Here is an 18,265-nt window from a genome sequence, read left to right as displayed (position 1 = left end):
CGTGAAGGTGACTGGTTCCCAGCCGCTTGGTGACCGTTTGCAACCGGCGCCATCGCCTAGAATGTCGCCATGCCTGTATCCAATGACGCGCCAACGCATGCACTGAAGGCCGACAGTTTCGGCCGGATCCTCCTCGTGCAGGGGCCTGAAGGCCCCTTCGTGCGCCGCGATCTGGGGGCCACGCCGCTGTGGCTGCGGTTGCCAGCGTGGTGGTTGGCGCGACGCGAAGCGCGTGCATTGCGCCACATCCATGGCATGGCCGACGTGCCGCAACTGCTGGACTGGGATGGCCGCCACCTCGACCGCAGCTTCATGGCCGGCGACGCGATGTACCAGCGTCCGCCGCGCGGTGACGTGGCTTGGTTCCGCGCCGCACGCCGCCTGCTGCAGCAGCTGCATCGGCGCGGTGTGGCCCACAACGACCTGGCCAAGGAAGCCAACTGGCTGGTGACCGAGGACGGTCGACCGGCCCTGATCGACTTCCAGCTGGCAGTGATCGGTGACCCGCGCTCGCGCTGGATGCGCCTGTTGGCGCGCGAGGACCTGCGCCACCTGCTCAAGCACAAGCGCATGTACTGCCGGGAGTCGCTGACGCCGGTGGAGAAGCGCGTGCTCAAGCGCACGTCGTGGGTGCGCGATCTCTGGTTCGCCACCGGCAAGCCGGTCTACCGCTTCGTCACCCGCCGCATCCTGCATTGGGAAGACAACGAAGGGCAGGGCCCCAAGCCGTGAGCACCCAGCTGAGCGAAGGCAGCGTGCTGCGTTCGCAACTGCCGGGTGCCGATTTCGTCCATGCCTGCCAAGAGGCGGCGCCGCGCAACGGCCGTTCGGCGCTGCAGGCCTACCGCGATATGGCCGCGACGGTGCCCGGCTGGTTCGATGGACTGATGGCGCTGCGCAACAGGGGCATGCGGCTGCTGGGCATGAAGGATCTCGGCTCGCTGCGCGGAGTGCAGCAGACCGCCGATCCGCAGCCCGGGCAACGCCTCGGCATCTTCACCCTGCAGGCGCTGGACGAGGATGCCATCGTGCTGGAAGACAACGACCGCCATCTGCGCGTGCAGCTGGCGCTGCAATGGCACGGCGATATGTTGGAAGTGGCGACGGTGGTGCACACCCACAACGCGTTCGGCCGCCTGTACATGCTGCCGGTGGCACCGGTGCATCGATGGATCGCGCCGCACCTGCTGAGCAAGCAGGTGCGCGGATATCAGTAGATCCGCGCCATGCGTGGATGCGCGTTGCCGCATGGCGCGGCAAACCCCTACGGCATCACCGGCACCACCTGCTGGCCGATGAAGTTGCGCTTGCCATCGAAGTCATAGCCGATCTGCAGCTGGCCCACGTCCGGGCACGCATGGCAGTCGCGTAGCGGCGTGCGGTACAGCAGGCGGATGCCGCCCCCATCCAGCGCCGCGGTACCCGCGGCCTGCGCCGGCGCGAACGGCGTGGCCTGCGGATGCGCCTTGAGCACCTCCTGCACGCCGGGATCGGCGCGCAGCGTGTCGTCCAGCTGCACCGCATCCACGTCGATACGCTTGCCTGCGGCATCGACCAGGCGCGTGCCTTCATTGGTATTGGCGCGGAACGGATACTCGACGGTGGCCACGCCCAGGCCGTCGTGTTCATGCCAGGCGGTCACGTAGGCCAGTTCGCCACCGGTGGACAGCTGCTCGGCCGCAGTGACCGCATCGGCACTGGCCCCACCGGACCGCATCGCATCGCGCAGGCAATCGCGGGTGGCCGCGCTGTCGCCCTGACGGCAGGCGTTGAGGTCACCATCCCAGACAACGGCCTCGCTCCAGCGCAGCTTGCCATCACCGGTGGCCTTGTCGACGCTGGCGGCGTCATCCTTGGCCGGCGCGCTGCCGGGTTCGGGCGAGCGGCCCTGGCAGGCGGTGAGCAGGGCCAGGCCCAGGGCAGGCAACAACAGGCGGGAACAGCGCATGGCATGGACCTCGTGCAGTGACCGGGGCGCCAGTATCGTCAACGTGCGGTGAACTCCGCGTCGGCGCGGCATACTAGCGGCTCATTGCATACGCTGGAGTGTGGAACGTGGGCAGTCTGCAGGGCAAAACCCTTTTCATCACCGGTGCCTCGCGTGGCATCGGCCTGGCGATCGCGCTGCGGGCCGCGCGTGACGGCGCCAACGTCGCCATTGCCGCCAAGTCGTCGGTGCCCAATCCGAAGCTGCCGGGCACCATCCACAGTGCTGCCGAGGCCGTCACTGCAGCCGGTGGCCAGGGCCTTGCGCTGAAGTGCGACATCCGCGAAGAAGACCAGGTGCAGGCGGCCGTTGCTGCCGCCGTGGACACGTTCGGTGGCATCGACATCCTGGTCAACAACGCCAGCGCCATCTGGTTGCGCGGCACTCTGGACACGCCGATGAAGCGCTTCGACCTGATGCAGCAGGTCAATTCGCGCGGCAGCTTCCTGTGCGCGCAGGCCTGCCTGCCGTACCTGCTGCAGGCGCCGAACCCGCATATCCTGACCCTCGCGCCGCCGCCGAGCCTCGAGCCCAAGTGGTGGGGCGCGCATACCGGCTACACGCTGGCGAAGATGGGCATGAGCTTTGTCACCCTCGGCCTGGCCGCCGAGTTCGGCCCGCAGGGCGTGGCGGTCAATGCGCTGTGGCCGCGCACGGTCATTGCGACCGATGCGATCAACATGATTCCCGGCGTGGACGTCGGTGGCTGCCGCACGCCGCAGATCATGGCCGACGCTGCACACGCGGTGCTGGTGCGCGAGGCGGCCGGTTTCCACGGCCGTTTCCTGATCGATGACGAGGTGCTGGCCGAAGCTGGCGTGACCGATCTTTCCGGGTATGCGGTGGATGCGTCGCGTCCGTTGCTGCCGGATCTGTTCCTGGATTGAGCCTGCCGGTAGGGAAAGGCCGATGGCTGCCGCCTTCGGCCCGCTGCGCTAGAATGCGCGGCTGTAATCGTTTTCAACAGGGATGTGAGCCCATGTCACGTACTCTTTCCATCGCGGCGCTCGCCGCTTCGCTGTCGCTTCTTCTGGCTGCCTGTGGTGGCAAGGCGCCCGCAACTGACGGCGACGCGGGTTCCGCCGGCAAGCCGGAGGCCAGCACGGCGCCGGCTGACGCCCAACAGCAGTTGACCGCAAAGCTCAACGCCTACATCGGCTGCTTCAACGCGCTTGATTCGAAGACGCACGGCAGCATCCAGACCTACACGCGCTGGATCAAGGACGTGGACGCCGGCCCGAGCGGGCGCGAGACGAACGTGTACGGACCGTTCGAGATCGGCGATTACGACATGAAGCAATGCGACGCCCCCGTGACCGAGGCGATGGCTGCCAAGCCGGCGCTTGCCGATCTCGATGCCGCTGCGGGTCGCTATCAGCAGGCGCTGAAGGCCCTGGTGCCGATCAGCAAGGACGCGCACGACTACTACGATCGCCAGGACTACGAAGACGACGGGTTTGCCAAGGGCAAGCAGCTGCACGCGCCATTGATGGCCGCCTTCAAGGATTTCGTCGTTGCCAGTGAAACGTTCAACGCCGAACTGGAGCGCCAGAACGACGCTGCCCAGCGCGAACAGCTCAAGGCGCTGGAGCAGGCCGAAGGACGCACCCGCGAGTACTACCGACTGGCGATGATGCTGGAAGCGAAAGCGATCATGGAGATGATGGGCGAGGACGACTTCGACGTGGCCCGGGCACGGGAGCGACTGGACGCCTTCAACCGCATTTCCGACGAAGCGCATGCCAAGGTGGCCGATCAGGAGCCGGGCAAGCTGGACTGGAACAGCTTCGAACGCGAGGCCGAGAACTTCCGCCGCGAAGGCAAGGAGCGGCTGCAGCGGGTCAGCGGCAAGGTTCCGTACACCGATTTCGAGCAGAGGATGCTGGCGTCGCCGTCGATGGCGCCGAGCGGCTCGACCGGGCGACTGCTGCACATCTACAACGCACTGGTGTTCCAGAGCAATCGCCAGTAATCCGGCGCACTGCCCCCACTTTTGTCGCATTCGACCTGGCTGATTGCGACGTGAAGGATGGGGTGTCCCGTCGTCTCATTGGCATCGGCGTCCGCGTATGCGGGCTGTTCCACCGCGCGCGAGAATGTGCGCCGTCTCTTATCTGCAAGGAACCGGTTTGAATTCTTCCGCGCGTGTACTTTCTCTGCTTATGCTCGGCGCTGCCGCCGCCCTCTCTGGTTGCAACGGATCGACAGGACTGGCGGTGGCCGATCCGGGCCTGCAGAAGATCAACGCCTACATCGAGTGCTACAACGGCGTCGAACAGCCCATCCACGAGGGCTTCCAGACCTATACCGGCTGGATCAAGGATCCCGAAGCCGGGCCGACGGGCAAGGAAGCGCAGCCGCGCTCGCCGGGTAAGGTGCTGTCGCATCGTGTCGAGTACTGTGGTCAACCGCTGACCGATGCATTGGCCCGGACGCCGGCCACGCCGCTGGATGAGCCGGTGCGGCAGTACCAGACGGCCTTCCAGTCGTTGTATGCGCTGATCGAACGCGCTGATGGCTATTTCACCCGTGAGGACTATCGGCGCGACAACGGCGAAGGCATGCGCGCGCAGCATGCGCCGCTGATGCAGGCCTACGCTGACTTCTTCAAGGCCAGCGAGGCCTTGGATGCGGCGCTGGAGAAGAACGAGGAGGAACGCCGTGCCGCGCAGCTCAAGCAGATCGAAGCGGACGAAGGTCGTTCACTGGCGTACTACCACCTGCGCATGATCGGTGACGGCAAGCGCTTGGCGCTGTCGCTGCAGGGAGAGGCGCCGGACCTGCAGGTGGCGCGCACACAGCTGGCCGATTACCAAGCGCTGGTCAAGGAAATGCAGGATGCAGGCGTGGGCAAGGACAACCCGCTGTGGGCGCATGTACAGCGGTCGACGGACGTACTGATCCGGGATGCCGGCCGCCGCGTCGACCGCCTTGCATCAGGCAAGGCATTCACCGAACGTGAGCGCGAGGAAGAACGGACATCCAGTGGCCGTGTCGGATCGGCGCCTGCGGGCTCGGAGGCGGCAGTGATGGCCGCCTACAACGATCTGGTGACCACCAGCAATCGCATGAATTGAGCCAGTGGGTCGACTGCGATGGATGGATGCGGGATGCCGCATTCGTCCATCGCGCGGATCTGCTGTGTGCCTTTGGTGGGTGCGGACCTTGGTTCGCACCGCGATGGCTTGGGTGGGGTTCATGCACGCATGGCGTGGATCTACTCCGCAGGCTTCGGTGGGGCCGGCCGTCGGCTGGGCTCATCGTCAGTGGCTGAACGTATCCGGCAGCGGTCCGCCACACTTGCGGCAGTGCCGCGCATCCGGCTCGTGGCCTTCCAGCCCGCAGTGCGGGCAGCCACGTGCATCGCGGCGCGCGGCCAGCTCGGCATCGCGCATGGTGCTGGCCAGTTCGGCGGTGTAGATGCCGGTGGGCACGGCGATGATGCTGTAACCGATCAGGATCAGCACCGAGGTGACGAAGCGGCCGAGCACGGTCTGCGGCACGATGTCGCCGAAGCCGACCGTGGCCATCGTCACCACCGCCCAGTACATGCTGCTGGGAATGCTGGTGAAGCCATGGTTCGGTCCCTCGATCACGTACATCAGCGTGCCGGCGATGATGGTGATGGTGACCACCGTGAACAGGAACAGCAGGATCTTGCGCCGGCTGCGCCACAGCGACTGCATCAGCACGCCGCTTTCTTCGATGTAGCGGGTCAGCTTGAGGATGCGGAACACGCGCAGGATGCGCAGTGCGCGCACCACCAGCAGGCTGTGCGCACCGGGAATGAACAGCGACAGGTAGGTCGGCAGGATCGAGGCCAGATCGATGATGCCCCAGATGCTCACCGCGTAGCGCAGCGGGCGCTTGACCACCACCAGCCGCAGCACGTATTCGGCGGTGAACAGGATGGTGAAGCCCCATTCCAGCACGTACAGCCAGTCGGCATGGGCGATGTGGAAGCGCTGCACGCTGTCGAACATCACCACCAGCACGCTGGCGATGATCGCGTAGACCAGCAGCAGGTCGAAATTGCGCGAGGGCCGGCTGTCGTGGCGGTAGATGATGTCGAACCACCGGCGGCGCCAGCCGGTCTCGGTGGCGGGGTTCAGCTGGGGGGCGGAAAACGGTCGCATGCGTGCATTGTGCCGCACGGGTTCCAGCGCGAGAATGGGCATTCCTGAACCCTGCTGACCGCCATGACCGCCGCTACCGATCCGCTGATCTCCCTGTCGCACTACTACCTGCCGGTGTACAAGCCCCGCCAGGTGGTGCTGGAGCGAGGCCAGGGCGCCCGCGTGTGGGACAGCCAGGGCCGTGAGTTCATCGACCTGGCCGCGGGCATCGCCGTGTGCGGCCTGGGCCACAACGACCCGGACCTGGTCGCCGCGCTGGTCGAACAGGCCGGCAAGCTGTGGCACACCAGCAACGTGTTCTACAGCGCGCCGCCGCTGCACCTGGCCGAGGAACTGGTGAAGGCCAGCCGCTTCGCCGAGCGCGTGTTCCTGTGCAACTCCGGCGCCGAAGCCAACGAAGTGGCGATCAAGATGGTCCGCAAGTGGGCCTCCAGCCAGGGCCGCCCGGCCGACAAGCGCGTCATCATCACCTTCCGCGGCAGCTTCCACGGCCGCACCATGGGCGCGGTGACCGCTACCGCCCAGCCGAAGTACCAGGAAGGCTACGAGCCGCTGCCGGGGGGCTTCCGCTACATCGACTTCAACGATGAAGTGCAGCTGGAAACGGCGATGGCCGCCGGCGACGTGGCGGCGGTGATGCTGGAGCCGATCCAGGGCGAGGGCGGGGTGATGCCGGCCAAGTCCGGGTTCCTCAAGCGCGTGCGCGAACTGTGCGACCAGCACAACGCACTGCTGGTGCTGGACGAGATCCAGGCCGGCATGGGCCGTACCGGTACCTTGTTCGCGCATTGGCAGGATGACGTGGTGCCGGACATGGTGACCCTGGCCAAGGCACTGGGCGGTGGTTTCCCGATCGGCGCGATGCTGGCTGGCCCGAAGGTGGCCGAGACCATGCAGTTCGGTGCCCACGGCACCACCTTCGGCGGCAATCCGCTGGCCGCGGCCGTCGCCCGCGTGGCGCTGCGCAAGCTGGCCTCGGCCGAGATCGCAGCCAATGTCAGCCGCCAGTCGAAGGCGCTGCGCGATGGCTTTGCCCGCATCAACGATGAGTTCAAGGTGTTCAGCGAGGTGCGCGGTCGCGGCCTGATGCTGGGTGCGGTGCTGAGCAAGGAGTTCGCTGGCCAGGCCGGTGCCATCCTCGACCACGCTGCGGAGCAGGGCCTGTTGACCCTGCAGGCTGGCCCGGACGTGCTGCGCTTCGTGCCGTCGCTGAACATCACTGACGAAGAAGTGGCGGAAGGCCTGAAGCGCCTGCGCGCGGCGATTGCCGCGTTCGTCGCCGCGCGCTGATCATTGACCAAGGTAGCGCCGGGCCATGCCCGGCGTTGCTTTTCCGCTGCGCTCGTCGCGCATGGCCCGGCGCTACCGCACCCCGTAGCGCTTCAGCACCTTCCCCAGTCCGCGTCCGTCCTGCACGGTTTCCGCGTGCAGGCCCGCTGCGCGTGCACCGCGCACGTTGACGAACAGGTCATCGACGAACAGCGTGTGCGCCGGTGCCACCTCGAGGGCTGCGAGCGTGCGCAGGAATACCTCCGGTGCAGGCTTGCGCAGGCCGAAGTCCGCGCTGCAGAACACCCGGCCCTGCAGCTTGGGAAACAGCTCCGGCAGCAGCGTCGGCAGCGCCTGCGTCATCAAGGCACCATTGTTGGTCAGCACCGCCATCGGCACCCGCAGGGCGTTCAGCCGTTGCAGCACGGCGTGCTGCGGGTGACTGGCCGCGTGCCGTGCGGCGATCCAGGTGTGCAGCGTTACCGTTGTGCCGAGCCGTTCGCCAAGCTGGGCCAGATAGCGCGCGCCATCCAGCGTACCGCTGTCGTGTGCGGCTTCGAGCCCGCTGTCGTACAGCGCGGCCTGCACGTGCGCGGTCGGCACGCCCAGCGTCTGCGCCAGATGCAGCACGCGCTGTGCGCGCTGGTAGTGCAGCAGCACGCCATCAACATCGAGCAGGAGAAGATCGATCCGCATCGGTCGAGCATGCCATTGCCGTATCCCCGCGCAAACCCTGGACCACCACTGCGACACACGGTCGCAGCCGGGTGGCCAGGTGTCTGCCTAGAATGACCACCGAACCTGCAGGAGACGCGACGATGAAGGCTTGGACGGTAGCGGTGGGGCTGGGTGCGCTGATGCTGGCGCCATCAGCGATGGCGCGCGTATGTGCGGTGAGCATCGACAGCACCGACCAGATGAGCTTCAGCAGCCGGGAGATCAAGGTGGCCGCCGATTGCAGCGAAATCGACCTGACCCTACGCCACACCGGCAGGCTGGCCGCCACCGCGATGGGCCACAACTGGGTGCTGACCCGCACCGCCGACTACCAGCCGGTGGCGATGGCGGGCATGCGCATGACCCTGGCCGACAGCTACCTGCCGAAGGCCGACAAGCGCGTGCTGGCCCACACCAAAGTGATCGGTGGTGGCGAGACCGCCCGCGTGCGTTTTTCCACGAAGGGCATGCAGAAGGGCGGCGATTACACCTTCTTCTGCTCGTTCCCCGGCCACTTCGCGATGATGAAGGGCAAGTTCGTCTTCGGTTGAGTGCGCAGCAGCCACGCATGGCGTGGCTCTACTCCAGAGACGCAGCTCAGTAGATCCACGCCATGCGTGGATGAAGCACATCGATCCAGTAGATCCACGCCACGCGTGGATGAGGGCAGGCAGTGCCGACCACGGTCGGCACCTACCAAGCCGGGGTTCAGCCCTTGGCCGCCTTGAACGCCACGCGTGCCGCTGCCAGCGTGGCCTCGATCACGTCATCGTCGTGTGCGCTGGACAGGAAGCCGGCCTCGTACGCCGACGGTGCCAGGAACACACCCTGGTCCAGCATCGCGTGGAAGAAGCGGTTGAACGCCGGGATGTCGCAGGCCGTGGCCTGGGCGTAGGTCTCCACCTTCTCAGCGGTGAAGAACAGCCCGAACATCGCGCCCACCTGGGTGGTGGTCACCGCTACGCCCGCATCGGCGGCGGCAGCTTCCAGCCCCGCGCACAGGCGTGCGGCGCGCGCGCTCAGATCGTCGTGGAAACCCGGCTGCTGGATCAGCTCCAGCATGGCCAGGCCGGCGGCCATCGCCACCGGGTTGCCGCTGAGCGTGCCGGCCTGGTAGATCGGGCCAGCGGGCGCGATCTGCTGCATCAGCTCGCGGCGGCCGCCGTAGGCGCCTACCGGCATGCCGCCGCCGATGATCTTGCCGAAGGTGGTCAGGTCCGGGCTGATACCGTAGTGCGCCTGCGCACCGCCAAGGGCAACGCGGAAACCGGTCATCACTTCGTCGAAGATCAGCAGCGCGCCATGCTGCGTGCACAGCGCGCGCAGGTGCTGCAGGTAGCCTTCGCGGGGCGGAATGCAGTTGGCGTTGCCCACCACCGGCTCGATGATCAGGCCGGCGATCTCGCTGCCGCGTGCGTCGAACAGGGCGGTGGCCGCCTCGAAGTCGTTGTAGGGCAGGGTCAGGGTCAGTTCGCTCAGGCCGGCCGGCACGCCGGGCGAGGTCGGCACGCCCAGGGTCAGCATGCCGCTGCCGGCCTTGACCAGGAACGAGTCGCCGTGGCCGTGGTAGCAGCCCTCGAACTTGACGATGCAGCTGCGGCCGGTGGCACCGCGCGCCAGGCGGATCGCCGACAGGGTGGCTTCGGTACCGGAGTTGACCATGCGCACCATCTCGCACGACGGCACCAGCCGGGTGATGGTCTCGGCCATGGTCACTTCCGCTGCGCACGGCGCACCGAAGGACAGGCCGTTGTCGATCGCCTTCTTCACCGCCTGGCGTACGGCGGTGTGGTTGTGGCCGACGATCATCGGGCCCCAAGATCCCACGTAGTCGATGTAGCGGTTGCCGTCGACGTCGTACAGGTAGGCGCCGTCAGCGCGCTCGACGAAGAAGGGTTCGCCGCCGACCGACTTGAACGCGCGCACCGGTGAGTTGACGCCGCCAGGCAGCAATTCCTGGGCGCGGGAGAACAGGGCGTGGGACTGGTCGTGGTTCATGGGGTTTCCTGGGGGTTACTGCTGCGTATCGAATCGGGCGAGGTAGGCGCGCTGGGTCGCGACCGGGTCCTGCGCGGCGTAGATGCCGCTGACCACGGCCAGCAGGTCGGCGCCGGCATCGATGATGGGACCGACATTGTCCGGGCTCAGGCCACCAATCGCCACCCGCGGCACGCCCAGTGCGGCGCTTTGCCGCAGCAGGTCGGGGTGGGCGCGGCTGCTGGTGACCTTGGTGGTGGTGGGGAAGAACGCGCCGAAGGCCACGTAGCTGGCGCCGGCCGCCACGGCACGCTCGGCGTTGGCCAGCTGGTCGTAGCAGGAGGCGCCGATGATGGCGTCCGGGCCGAGCAGGCTGCGTGCGGCGCCGATGTCACCGTCGGTGCCGCCCAGGTGCACGCCCGCCGCGCCGATGGCCTGGGCAAGCTCGGGGTCGTCGTTGACGATCAGCGGCACGCCGTGGGCGGCGCACAAGGCCTGCAGCGCCGTGGCCTGTTCCCGTCGCAGGGCATCGCTGGCGCTCTTGTTGCGGTACTGCAGCCAGGTGGCGCCGGCGGCGAGCAGCGGCGCGGTGCGCGCCAGCAGGCGGGCGGTATCGGGTTCATCCGGGGTGATCAGGTAGACGCCGCGGGGCGCCGGGGAAGCAGAAGTCATCGATGGCTACCGGTGAGTGGACCGCGATGGGACAATGGCGGCCCGTGAATCCAGCCCCGATTATCCGATGAGCGAAGCCACCCCCACCACCCTGCGTACCTGGATGTGCGTGGTCTGCGGATTCCTGTACCGCGAAGCGGATGGGCTGCCGGAAGAGGGCATCGCCCCGGGTACGCGCTGGGAAGACATTCCCGAGACCTGGACCTGCCCGGATTGCGGTGTGACCAAGGACGATTTCGAGATGGTCGAGATCGATTGATCGCAATCGCCGCCGGGCATGGCCCGGCGCTACCGGCGAGTGCGCACCGTTGGTGGTGTGTGCGGACCGTTGGTCCGCACACCGGACAACCTCAATGCAGCCGCGGTACCGGTCCGCCCAGGTCGATCAGCTTCTCGCGCAGCCATTGCGCGTCGCTGGCCTCGGGGTTGCGCTTGAGGTACAGGCCCAGGTCGTTGCGCGCGCCGGCCAGGTAGTCCAGCTGCAGGTAGGCCAGGCCGCGATCGCGCAGGGCATCGTCCTGTTCGGGGGCGAGCTTGAGCAGGCGGTCGGCACTGCGCGCGGCACGATCCCACTCGCTGGCCTCGGCATAGACCCCATGCAGGTTGCGCAGCATGCGGATCAGGATCGCGCGGCTCGGTGCAGGATCGAGGATCTGCGCCAGCACCTGGTCGTCGGGCATCTGCCCGCCCAGGTGCGATTTGGCGCGTTCGCGCAGTTCGTCCACGTCCAGCGGCCGGCCCCCATTGAACGGGTCCATCACCAGCACGCCATCGTCAACCGGCAGGCGCACCAGGAAATGACCGGGGAATGACACGCCGTCCAACGGAATGCCCAGCCGTCGCGCCACCTCCATCTGCACCAGTGCCAGCGAGATCGGATTGCCCAGACGGCGCTCGAAGACCTGGTTGAGGTAGCTGTTGCGCGGGTCGTAGTACTCCTGGTGGTCGCCGCTGTAGCCCAGCTCATCGAACAGATGCCGGTTGATGGCCGCCATCTTCAGCGGGCTGTGCTCGATGCTGTCCACCTCGGCGCGCAGGTGCTCGACGTGGCTCTGCACCAGCGCATCGTAGGTCGACGGCTGCAGATCGGGATATTCATCGCGCGCGATCAGCAGCGCGGTCGGCAGCAGTGGCAGCGCCTCGTCGTCGAAGTCGGCCAGTGCATCCCAGTCGGGGAGTGTGATCCGGTCCTGCATGTCCACAGACTGGCGGCAATCGCAGGCGGTTTCAAGCAGCGTGGCGTGAATTCGTCACGTCGCCGTCCTTCCATCCACGCATGGCGTGGATCTACCGTGTCGACCAAGGTCGACACCCACCAACAGCGGCAGGAAGCTGTCAGAGGTGGGGTGGTGTGGGCTTGCAGGACCGCAGGCGCCATGGATGGCGCCTACGAGCCCCCAGGGATGGGTTTACGGCGTGTCCTGCAAGCCCACACCGCCCCACCATGCCTCGATAACCCAGCTCTTGCTTTTGATGTTGATTCAGCGGGTGCCGGGCGCTGCCCGGCCGCCCCCTACTTCTCGATGCCCGGGCCGAAGATCAGCTCGGTGCCATCCTTCAGCTTGAGCTTCTCCGCCTGGCCGGCATTGAGTTCCAGCACGAAGCGTGCCGGGCCACCGCTGGGGTAGGGCGGGCACATGTCACCGGCCGAGCACGGCGGCACGTCGCGCTGCTGGCTCACCAGCCGCCGCTCGCTGTCGAAGTACAGGATGTCCAGCGCGATCTTGGTGTTCTTCATCCAGTACGCCTGCATTTCCTCGCGGTCATGCACGAACAGCATGCCGTGGTCCTCGGCCATCTGGTCGCGGAACATCAACCCGCGCGCACGGGTTTCATCGTTGGTGGCCAGTTCAACGTCATAGCGCGCACCATCAAGTTCCACCCAGTGGCGGGCAGCATCGGTGGCGCAGCCGGTCAGGGCCAGCAGCGGGAGCATCAGCAGTGAGCGCAGCAACGACATCGTCAGGGTCCTTCGAAAGGGTCAGAGCACGATCGGCGGCTCGCCGCCGACGATCACCACATCGGCACGGCGCCGTGCGAACAGGCCGACGCAGACCACGCCCGGCAGCTGGTTGAGCTCACGCTCCAGTTTTTCCGGATCGGTGATCTGCAGGTTGTGGATGTCCAGGATCTGGTTGCCGTTGTCGGTCACCACGCCCTCGCGCCAGGTCGGCTGGCCGCCGGTCATGTCGCGGATCTGGCGGGCAACCAGGCTGCGGGCCATCGGGATCACTTCCACCGGCAGCGGGAACCTGCCCAGCACCGGCACCTGCTTGCTCGGGTCGACGATGCAGACGAAGCGCTCGCTGGCCTCGGCGATGATCTTCTCGCGGGTCAGCGCAGCGCCGCCGCCCTTGATCAGGCACTTGCCCGGATCGCACTCGTCGGCGCCATCCACGTACAGCGACAGGGTGCCGGTGTGGTTCAGCTCGATCACCTCGATGCCATGCTGCTTCAGGCGCGCGGTGCTCTGTTCGGAACTGGACACCGCACCCTTGATGCGATGCTGGATGCGGGCCAGCGCATCGATGAAATAGGCGACGGTGGAACCGGTGCCGACACCGACGATCATGCCGTCTTCGACGTACTCGATGGCCTTTTCGGCGGCCAGGCGCTTGGCTTCAGACATTGCGGAGAGCTCTCAGGCAGGGAATCAGGATTTCTTTTCCAGCGACAGCAGCAGCTTCCACTGCGCAGCGGTCACCGGGAACACCGACAGGCGGTTGCCCTTGGCAACCAGCGGGAAGCCTTCGCCGAGTTCCTCGGCATGCAGCTTGATCTCGTCCAGCGCGATCACCTGCTTGAGCTTGCGGTCGAAGGCCACGTCCACCAGCATCCAGCGCGGGTTCTCGCGCGTGCTCTTGGGATCGTGGTAGTCGGATTTCGGGTCGAACTGGGTGTCGTCCGGGTAGGCCGCGCTGGCCACCGTGGCCAGGCCGACGATGCCGGGCACCTTGGTATTGGAGTGGTAGAACAGGATGCCGTCACCGACCTGCATGCCATCGCGCATGAAATTGCGCGCCTGGTAGTTGCGCACGCCGTTCCAGGGTTCAACCTTGACCTTGGCCAGGTCATCGATGGAAAAGGCGTCCGGTTCGGACTTCATCAGCCAGTAGCGCTTGCGGGCGGTCATGCGTTCACGGGGGCAGCGGAAGGGAGCAGGGTGCCGGCTTCAGTGCAGATCGCATCCACCGGCACGTCCCAGGACGCCACCGGCAAGGACTCGACCTGCTGCACCGAGAATGCCGCGCCGACCAGCCAGGGTGGCGCCGGCCGATCATGGCGGAAGGCGAAGCTGCGATCATACCAGCCACCTCCCATGCCCAGCCGCCGGCACCGTGCGTCGAAGCCCACCAGCGGCGTCACCACCAGGGCCATCTGCGCCGGTTCCAGCGTGTCTTCGAGGGCGATGTCCGGTTCGGGAATGCCGTAGCGGTTGCTGGTCAACGGTTGGCCGGGGCGCCAGGGCGCGAAGCGCAGCACGTCGCCGTGCAGCACCGGCAGGCAGTAGGTCAAGCGATCGGGCAGCTGCAGTTGCCAGCGGTGCAGGGCGATTTCGCCATCCAGCGCCCAGTAGCCGGCCACGGCGCCTTCGCGCGGGGCGAACGGCAGCGCCAGCAGCGCATCGGCCAGCGATTCGGCAGCGGCGATACGGGCGGGGGCGGAAAGGTCGCGGCGGCGTTGCCGCAGGTCGTGGCGCAGGGCCTGTCGCGGGTCGGTCATGGCAGCGTGCGGCAAGGATCAGCCGTCATTGTGCCGGAAAGAACAAGGGCGACGCCCGAAGACGCCGCCCTTGCTGGAATATTGCATTCTCCGCAATGTCGATGCATGCGAAACGACCTTGAACCCGGGGGCTCAAGTGGGAACGCTGGAGAACCATCGGGCTTCCCGCTGCAAGGCGGACCTGCACTCCCGGCGCTGTCGCGCTCCCGGTGTCGTTCTTAAGGGACAAGGCGAATGTTTGCACATGCCGTCGAGTACCGCAGAGAACGCGTGGCCATTATAGCTACCGCGCGTGATCTGGATAGGCCGTTCGTCGGCAACAGTGCGTGCCAATTCAGAAAAGAGAAGGCGCATTCCGCGCCTATCTCAGGTGCTGCTGTCGATCGCCCGGTCCAGGCGCCGGTTCAGGTCGGCCAGGGTCTGTTGCAGGGCGACCGCCTGGCGGGCGTTCTCATCGCGCAGCAGCTGCAGTTCGTGTGCCAGGTTGAGTGCCGCCAGCACCGCGATGCGGTCCACCGCGGCCATCCGGTTGCTGCCGCGGATCTCGCGCATGCGCGCATCCAGCAGGCGGGCGGCCGCCATCAGGCTGTCGCGTTCATCGCCACCAACGCCGACCGTGTATTCGCGGTCAAGGATACGGACGCTGACCGGTTCGGCACTCATGTGTGCTGCTCCAGGGATTTGAGCCGGGTGATCATCGCTTCCACCCGCGAACGCGCCTGCTCGTTCTTGGCCAGCAGCGTCGAGCGCTCGGCCACCAGCTGTTCCTGCTGGTGGCGCAGGCTGCGGTTCTCCTCGGCCAGCCGCTGGTTGCGGTCGAGCAACGCCTCCACACGGGCGGCGAAGGCCTGCAGCTGGGCAAGGGGATCGGCGGGTTCCATGCCCGCACGATAGGCAAGCCGGGTCAGGGCGGTCAAGCACTGTCGCAGCAGGGCCCGGCGGCTACGGAGAGCAGGCGGACACATTGCTACACTACCGGGCTCACGGGCGCGCGCGTGCGCGCTCCGCAGTTTCCCTTCCGAACGAGCCGCACGATGACCGAACTTCCCTCCGTCGACGACGTTACCCGCGCCAGCCAGGAACTGGGCCTAGGCGCCACTGCTGCCGAGCTGCATGGCGGGCTGTGCGGCTGGCTGGCCGCTGGTGGTGCTCCTGGCAACGATTGGCCGGCGCGCGTGCTGGCCGACGACAATCTGCCGCAGGTGGCTGCCGACAGTGCGCTGGCGCAGTTGCTGGAGGCCACCATCAAGCAGCTGGAAGACCGGGACTTCGCCTTCGAGCTGCTGTTGACCGACAGCAGCGACGTGGCCGCGCAGGCGGACGCCATGTTCAGCTGGACCCGTTCCTTCCTGGGCGGCTTCGGCCTGGGCAGTGGCGGCCACCGGCCGGCCTTGTCCGAAGAAGGCGAGGAGGCGCTGAACGACCTGGCCAGCCTGGCCCGTGCCTCGAGCGAGGATTTTGAAGCGGGCGGTGATGACGACGACGAAGCCCTGTCGGAGATCGAGGAGTTCATCCGCGTGGCGGTGCTGCTGCTGCACGGTGACGTGGTGCTGGCCGCGCGCCATCGGCAGCGCCTGAACTGATGGATATCAAGCAGCGCACCGGCATCGCTGCCGGCGAGTACAAGCGTCGTCGCCGGCAGTTGATGGACATGGCGGGCGAAGACGCGATCCTGGTGCTGCCGGCGGCATCTGAGAAGGTGCGCAGCCTTGATACCCATTATCCGTACCGGCAGGATTCGGATTTCCAGTACCTGAGCGGCTTCCCGGAGCCGGAAGCGGTACTGGTGCTGATTCCCGGCCGGCGCCACGGCGAAGCGATCCTGTTCTGCCGCGAGCGCGACCCCGAGCGCGAAGCCTGGGATGGCGGTCGCGCCGGCCAGGACGGCGCCGTGGCGCAGTTCGCGATGGACGATGCCTACCCGATCACCGACCTGGACGACATCCTGCCGGGCCTGCTGGAAGGGCGGTCGCGGGTGTACTACCACTTCGGCCGCGATGCGGATTTCGACCTGAAGCTGATCGGCTGGGTGAACCGCGTGCGTTCGCAGGTGCGCCACGGTGCGCAGCCACCGCATGAGTTCCTGGAACTGGGCCATCTGCTGCACGAGCAGCGGTTGTTCAAGTCCGGTGCCGAGGTGGCGTTGATGCAGCGTGCGGCCGACATCAGTGTGCTGGCGCATCGCGCGGCCATGCAGGGTGCGAAGGCGGGCATCCACGAGTACGAACTGCAGGCCGAACTGGAGCGGGTGTTCCGTGCCAACGACGCGGTGCCTGCGTACTGCAGCATCGTCGGCGCCGGCCGCAACGCCTGCATCCTGCATTACCGCGACAACAACGCGCGTTCGCGCGACGGCGAACTGGTGTTGATCGATGCCGGCGCCGAGTACCGCGGCTACGCCAGTGACATCACCCGTACGTTCCCGGTCAATGGTCGTTTCAGCGCCGAGCAGCGCGCGCTGCATGATCTGGTGGGTGCGGCGCAGGCGGCGGCGCTTGCCCAGGCCAAACCGGGCGTGGCGTACGAAATGGGCCATCTGGCGGCGGTGCAGACCCTTACCGAGGGGTTGCTGCAGCTGGGCCTGTTGAAGGGCACGCTGGAAAAGAATCTCACCGAAGGCTTGTACCAGCGCTTCTACCGGCACAAGACCGGGCACTGGATCGGGCTGGATGTGCACGATGTAGGTGACTACCGCCTGGCCGGCGATTCGCGCCTGCTGGAGCCGGGCATGGCCTTCACCATCGAGCCGGGGCTGTACATCGGCGTGGACGACACGACGGTGGAACCGCGTTGGCGCGGCATCGGCATTCGTACCGAAGATGACGTGCTGATCACCGATGACGGGCATCGGGTGTTGACCGAAGGGCTGGAGCGTAGCGCCGACGAGATCGAAGCGTTGATGGCGGGGTAAGGGTGTTTCTGCAGGGCTTGCAGCCCTGCACCCGCTACAAGCCAGAGCAACAGCAACAGCGGCATTCCGTGGGATGGCGGGGTACTGTGGGTTTGCGGGGCCGCCGCAAGTACGTCCTTGTAGGCTTGGTCGCCGCATCCATGCGGCTCACACCCCGCAAACCCACAGTACCCCGCCTTCGACAGTTTCCCGCGGTTGTTGGTAACGGCGGTTGTCGGCACGCGGGACTATTGGTAGGTGTCGACCTTGGTCGACACGGAGCGAGCGCAGCAGGCGACCCGCTTCTGCTTTTCTTTTTTCTTTCCGTGGTTGGACGCGCGCAAGGAACTGTCAAAGGCGGGGTACGAGGGGTTTTGGCAGGGCTTGCAGCCCTGCATCCGCTACAAGCCAGAGCAACAGCAACAGCGGCATTCGGTGGGGGCGGGGTACTGTGGGTTTGCGGGGCCGCCGCAAGTACGTCCTTGTAGGCTTGGTCGCCGCATCCATGCGGCTCACCCCCCGCAAACCCACAGTACCCCGCCTTCGACAGTTTCCCGCGGCTGTTGGTAACGGCGGTTGTCGGCACGCGGGACTATTGGTAGGTGTCGACCTTGGTCGACACGGAGCGAGCGTAGCAAGCGACCCGCTCCTGTTTTTCTTTTTTCTTTTCCGTGGTTGGACGCGCGCAAGGAACTGTCGAAGGCGGGGTAAGGGTGTTTCTGCAGGGCTTGCAGCCCTGCACCCGCTACAAGCCAGAGCAACAGCAACAGCAACAGCGGCATTCGGTGGGGGGCGGGGCACTGTGGGTTTGCGGGGCCGCCGCAAGTACGTCCTTGTAGGCTTGGTCGCCGCATCCATGCGGCTCACACCCCGCAAACCCACAGTACCCCGCCT

22 protein-coding genes and 1 other RNA gene are annotated in these 18,265 nt (G+C 66.6%); 10 read left to right on the top strand and 13 right to left on the bottom strand.

Annotated elements, in window-relative coordinates; translation table 11 throughout:
- The first annotated feature begins 69 nt into the window (after positions 1-69).
- Both J2X70_RS19140 and J2X70_RS19135 read left to right on the top strand, forming a co-directional pair.
- Positions 70-732 (top strand): serine/threonine-protein kinase, encoded by a 663-nt coding sequence (locus J2X70_RS19140; RefSeq protein ID WP_025874181.1) that lies wholly within the window; start codon positions 70-72, stop codon positions 730-732.
- A complete protein-coding gene (locus J2X70_RS19135) occupies positions 729-1,217 on the top strand; it encodes a DUF2867 domain-containing protein (protein WP_080149893.1) in 489 nt (162 codons plus the stop codon). Before J2X70_RS19140 ends, J2X70_RS19135 begins: the two co-directional genes overlap by 4 nt.
- Before the next feature lie 47 nt (positions 1,218-1,264).
- Here J2X70_RS19135 and J2X70_RS19130 read toward each other — a convergent pair whose 3' ends face one another.
- The gene (locus tag J2X70_RS19130) at positions 1,265-1,948 is read right to left on the bottom strand and encodes a hypothetical protein (protein ID WP_059065010.1); all 684 of its coding nucleotides are present in this window, start codon (positions 1,946-1,948) and stop codon (positions 1,265-1,267) included.
- 107 nt (positions 1,949-2,055) lie between these two features.
- Here J2X70_RS19130 and J2X70_RS19125 point away from each other — a divergent pair, with 107 nt between their 5' ends.
- The 3 genes from J2X70_RS19125 to J2X70_RS19115 all read left to right on the top strand — a co-directional run bounded on the left by J2X70_RS19125 (position 2,056) and on the right by J2X70_RS19115 (position 5,064).
- Positions 2,056-2,874, top strand: coding sequence for an NAD(P)-dependent oxidoreductase (locus J2X70_RS19125; RefSeq protein ID WP_059065008.1), 819 nt, complete (start codon positions 2,056-2,058; stop codon positions 2,872-2,874).
- A gap of 92 nt (positions 2,875-2,966) precedes the next feature.
- On the top strand, positions 2,967-3,959 hold the full coding sequence (locus J2X70_RS19120; RefSeq protein WP_025874185.1) for a YiiG family protein: 993 nt from the start codon (positions 2,967-2,969) through the stop codon (positions 3,957-3,959).
- A 157-nt stretch (positions 3,960-4,116) separates the two neighbouring features.
- Positions 4,117-5,064, top strand: a complete 948-nt coding sequence (locus tag J2X70_RS19115; protein ID WP_309911711.1) for a YiiG family protein — start codon at positions 4,117-4,119, stop codon at positions 5,062-5,064.
- A gap of 186 nt (positions 5,065-5,250) precedes the next feature.
- On the opposite strand, the gene J2X70_RS19110 is transcribed toward J2X70_RS19115, so the two are convergent.
- Complete coding sequence (locus J2X70_RS19110) at positions 5,251-6,123, bottom strand: ion transporter (RefSeq protein WP_309911709.1); 873 nt, start codon at positions 6,121-6,123, stop codon at positions 5,251-5,253.
- A 63-nt stretch (positions 6,124-6,186) separates the two neighbouring features.
- On the opposite strand from J2X70_RS19110, the gene J2X70_RS19105 reads away from it, so the two are divergent.
- Entirely contained in the window at positions 6,187-7,413 is a 1,227-nt protein-coding gene (locus J2X70_RS19105; RefSeq protein WP_088101212.1) for an acetylornithine transaminase, read from the top strand.
- A gap of 72 nt (positions 7,414-7,485) precedes the next feature.
- Here the strand turns inward: J2X70_RS19105 and J2X70_RS19100 are convergent, their stop codons facing one another.
- Positions 7,486-8,088 carry an HAD-IA family hydrolase gene (locus J2X70_RS19100; protein ID WP_309911706.1) on the bottom strand — a complete coding sequence of 201 codons (603 nt, stop codon included), beginning with the start codon at positions 8,086-8,088 and terminating at the stop codon, positions 7,486-7,488.
- A 122-nt stretch (positions 8,089-8,210) separates the two neighbouring features.
- Here J2X70_RS19100 and azu point away from each other — a divergent pair, with 122 nt between their 5' ends.
- Positions 8,211-8,660 carry an azurin gene (gene azu / locus J2X70_RS19095; protein ID WP_025874190.1) on the top strand — a complete coding sequence of 150 codons (450 nt, stop codon included), beginning with the start codon at positions 8,211-8,213 and terminating at the stop codon, positions 8,658-8,660.
- Positions 8,661-8,817: 157 nt separating this feature from the next.
- Here azu and hemL read toward each other — a convergent pair whose 3' ends face one another.
- Entirely contained in the window at positions 8,818-10,107 is a 1,290-nt protein-coding gene (gene hemL, locus J2X70_RS19090) for a glutamate-1-semialdehyde 2,1-aminomutase (RefSeq protein ID WP_025874191.1), read from the bottom strand.
- A gap of 15 nt (positions 10,108-10,122) precedes the next feature.
- Positions 10,123-10,758, bottom strand: coding sequence for a thiamine phosphate synthase (gene thiE / locus J2X70_RS19085; protein ID WP_025874192.1), 636 nt, complete (start codon positions 10,756-10,758; stop codon positions 10,123-10,125).
- Between the two features lie 34 nt (positions 10,759-10,792).
- On the opposite strand from thiE, the gene J2X70_RS19080 reads away from it, so the two are divergent.
- A complete protein-coding gene (locus tag J2X70_RS19080) occupies positions 10,793-11,017 on the top strand; it encodes a rubredoxin (RefSeq protein WP_025874193.1) in 225 nt (74 codons plus the stop codon).
- A gap of 91 nt (positions 11,018-11,108) precedes the next feature.
- On the opposite strand, the gene J2X70_RS19075 is transcribed toward J2X70_RS19080, so the two are convergent.
- From J2X70_RS19075 to J2X70_RS19040, 8 genes are all read right to left on the bottom strand, one after another.
- Entirely contained in the window at positions 11,109-11,954 is an 846-nt protein-coding gene (locus J2X70_RS19075) for a SirB1 family protein (protein ID WP_025874194.1), read from the bottom strand.
- Positions 11,955-12,271: 317 nt separating this feature from the next.
- Positions 12,272-12,718 carry a DUF192 domain-containing protein gene (locus J2X70_RS19070; protein ID WP_025874195.1) on the bottom strand — a complete coding sequence of 149 codons (447 nt, stop codon included), beginning with the start codon at positions 12,716-12,718 and terminating at the stop codon, positions 12,272-12,274.
- Between the two features lie 21 nt (positions 12,719-12,739).
- Positions 12,740-13,387: a ribose-5-phosphate isomerase RpiA gene (gene rpiA / locus J2X70_RS19065; protein WP_032976728.1), complete on the bottom strand. Its 648-nt coding sequence runs from the start codon at positions 13,385-13,387 to the stop codon at positions 12,740-12,742.
- A 24-nt stretch (positions 13,388-13,411) separates the two neighbouring features.
- On the bottom strand, positions 13,412-13,891 hold the full coding sequence (locus J2X70_RS19060) for an EVE domain-containing protein (RefSeq protein WP_025874197.1): 480 nt from the start codon (positions 13,889-13,891) through the stop codon (positions 13,412-13,414).
- Complete coding sequence (locus J2X70_RS19055; RefSeq protein WP_032976727.1) at positions 13,888-14,481, bottom strand: 5-formyltetrahydrofolate cyclo-ligase; 594 nt, start codon at positions 14,479-14,481, stop codon at positions 13,888-13,890. The genes J2X70_RS19060 and J2X70_RS19055 overlap by 4 nt, the downstream gene beginning before the upstream one ends.
- An 83-nt stretch (positions 14,482-14,564) precedes the next feature.
- Positions 14,565-14,750, bottom strand: a non-coding RNA gene (gene ssrS, locus J2X70_RS19050) — 6S RNA.
- A gap of 97 nt (positions 14,751-14,847) precedes the next feature.
- Complete coding sequence (locus tag J2X70_RS19045; RefSeq protein WP_025874199.1) at positions 14,848-15,144, bottom strand: cell division protein ZapA; 297 nt, start codon at positions 15,142-15,144, stop codon at positions 14,848-14,850.
- The gene (locus J2X70_RS19040; RefSeq protein ID WP_025874200.1) at positions 15,141-15,362 is read right to left on the bottom strand and encodes a TIGR02449 family protein; all 222 of its coding nucleotides are present in this window, start codon (positions 15,360-15,362) and stop codon (positions 15,141-15,143) included. Before J2X70_RS19040 ends, J2X70_RS19045 begins: the two co-directional genes overlap by 4 nt.
- Before the next feature lie 153 nt (positions 15,363-15,515).
- Here J2X70_RS19040 and J2X70_RS19035 point away from each other — a divergent pair, with 153 nt between their 5' ends.
- Together J2X70_RS19035 and J2X70_RS19030 are read left to right on the top strand one after the other, a co-directional pair.
- Entirely contained in the window at positions 15,516-16,064 is a 549-nt protein-coding gene (locus J2X70_RS19035) for a YecA family protein (protein WP_059064996.1), read from the top strand.
- Between the two features lie 5 nt (positions 16,065-16,069).
- Positions 16,070-17,392: an aminopeptidase P N-terminal domain-containing protein gene (locus tag J2X70_RS19030; RefSeq protein ID WP_309911742.1), complete on the top strand. Its 1,323-nt coding sequence runs from the start codon at positions 16,070-16,072 to the stop codon at positions 17,390-17,392.
- The last annotated feature ends 873 nt before the right edge of the window (positions 17,393-18,265 follow it).

The organism is Stenotrophomonas sp. 1337, from assembly GCF_031455455.1.
GTDB classification, from domain to species: Bacteria; Pseudomonadota; Gammaproteobacteria; order Xanthomonadales; family Xanthomonadaceae; genus Stenotrophomonas; species Stenotrophomonas indicatrix.
This window is presented reverse-complemented; position numbering and strand designations above follow the sequence as displayed.

Bases quoted from the DNA above. Each gene is read 5' to 3' on its own strand.
- J2X70_RS19140 (WP_025874181.1), top strand. From the start codon at position 70: ATGCCTGTATCCAATGACGCGCCAACGCATGCACTGAAGGCCGACAGT.
- J2X70_RS19130 (WP_059065010.1), bottom strand. From the start codon at position 1,948: ATGCGCTGTTCCCGCCTGTTGTTGCCTGCCCTGGGCCTGGCCCTGCTC.
- J2X70_RS19120 (WP_025874185.1), top strand. From the start codon at position 2,967: ATGTCACGTACTCTTTCCATCGCGGCGCTCGCCGCTTCGCTGTCGCTT.
- J2X70_RS19110 (WP_309911709.1), bottom strand. From the start codon at position 6,123: ATGCGACCGTTTTCCGCCCCCCAGCTGAACCCCGCCACCGAGACCGGC.
- J2X70_RS19105 (WP_088101212.1), top strand. From the start codon at position 6,187: ATGACCGCCGCTACCGATCCGCTGATCTCCCTGTCGCACTACTACCTG.
- J2X70_RS19100 (WP_309911706.1), bottom strand. From the start codon at position 8,088: ATGCGGATCGATCTTCTCCTGCTCGATGTTGATGGCGTGCTGCTGCAC.
- azu (WP_025874190.1), top strand. From the start codon at position 8,211: ATGAAGGCTTGGACGGTAGCGGTGGGGCTGGGTGCGCTGATGCTGGCG.
- hemL (WP_025874191.1), bottom strand. From the start codon at position 10,107: ATGAACCACGACCAGTCCCACGCCCTGTTCTCCCGCGCCCAGGAATTG.
- thiE (WP_025874192.1), bottom strand. From the start codon at position 10,758: ATGACTTCTGCTTCCCCGGCGCCCCGCGGCGTCTACCTGATCACCCCG.
- J2X70_RS19080 (WP_025874193.1), top strand. From the start codon at position 10,793: ATGGCGGCCCGTGAATCCAGCCCCGATTATCCGATGAGCGAAGCCACC.
- J2X70_RS19075 (WP_025874194.1), bottom strand. From the start codon at position 11,954: ATGCAGGACCGGATCACACTCCCCGACTGGGATGCACTGGCCGACTTC.
- J2X70_RS19070 (WP_025874195.1), bottom strand. From the start codon at position 12,718: ATGTCGTTGCTGCGCTCACTGCTGATGCTCCCGCTGCTGGCCCTGACC.
- rpiA (WP_032976728.1), bottom strand. From the start codon at position 13,387: ATGTCTGAAGCCAAGCGCCTGGCCGCCGAAAAGGCCATCGAGTACGTC.
- J2X70_RS19060 (WP_025874197.1), bottom strand. From the start codon at position 13,891: ATGACCGCCCGCAAGCGCTACTGGCTGATGAAGTCCGAACCGGACGCC.
- J2X70_RS19055 (WP_032976727.1), bottom strand. From the start codon at position 14,481: ATGACCGACCCGCGACAGGCCCTGCGCCACGACCTGCGGCAACGCCGC.
- J2X70_RS19045 (WP_025874199.1), bottom strand. From the start codon at position 15,144: ATGAGTGCCGAACCGGTCAGCGTCCGTATCCTTGACCGCGAATACACG.
- J2X70_RS19040 (WP_025874200.1), bottom strand. From the start codon at position 15,362: ATGGAACCCGCCGATCCCCTTGCCCAGCTGCAGGCCTTCGCCGCCCGT.
- J2X70_RS19035 (WP_059064996.1), top strand. From the start codon at position 15,516: ATGACCGAACTTCCCTCCGTCGACGACGTTACCCGCGCCAGCCAGGAA.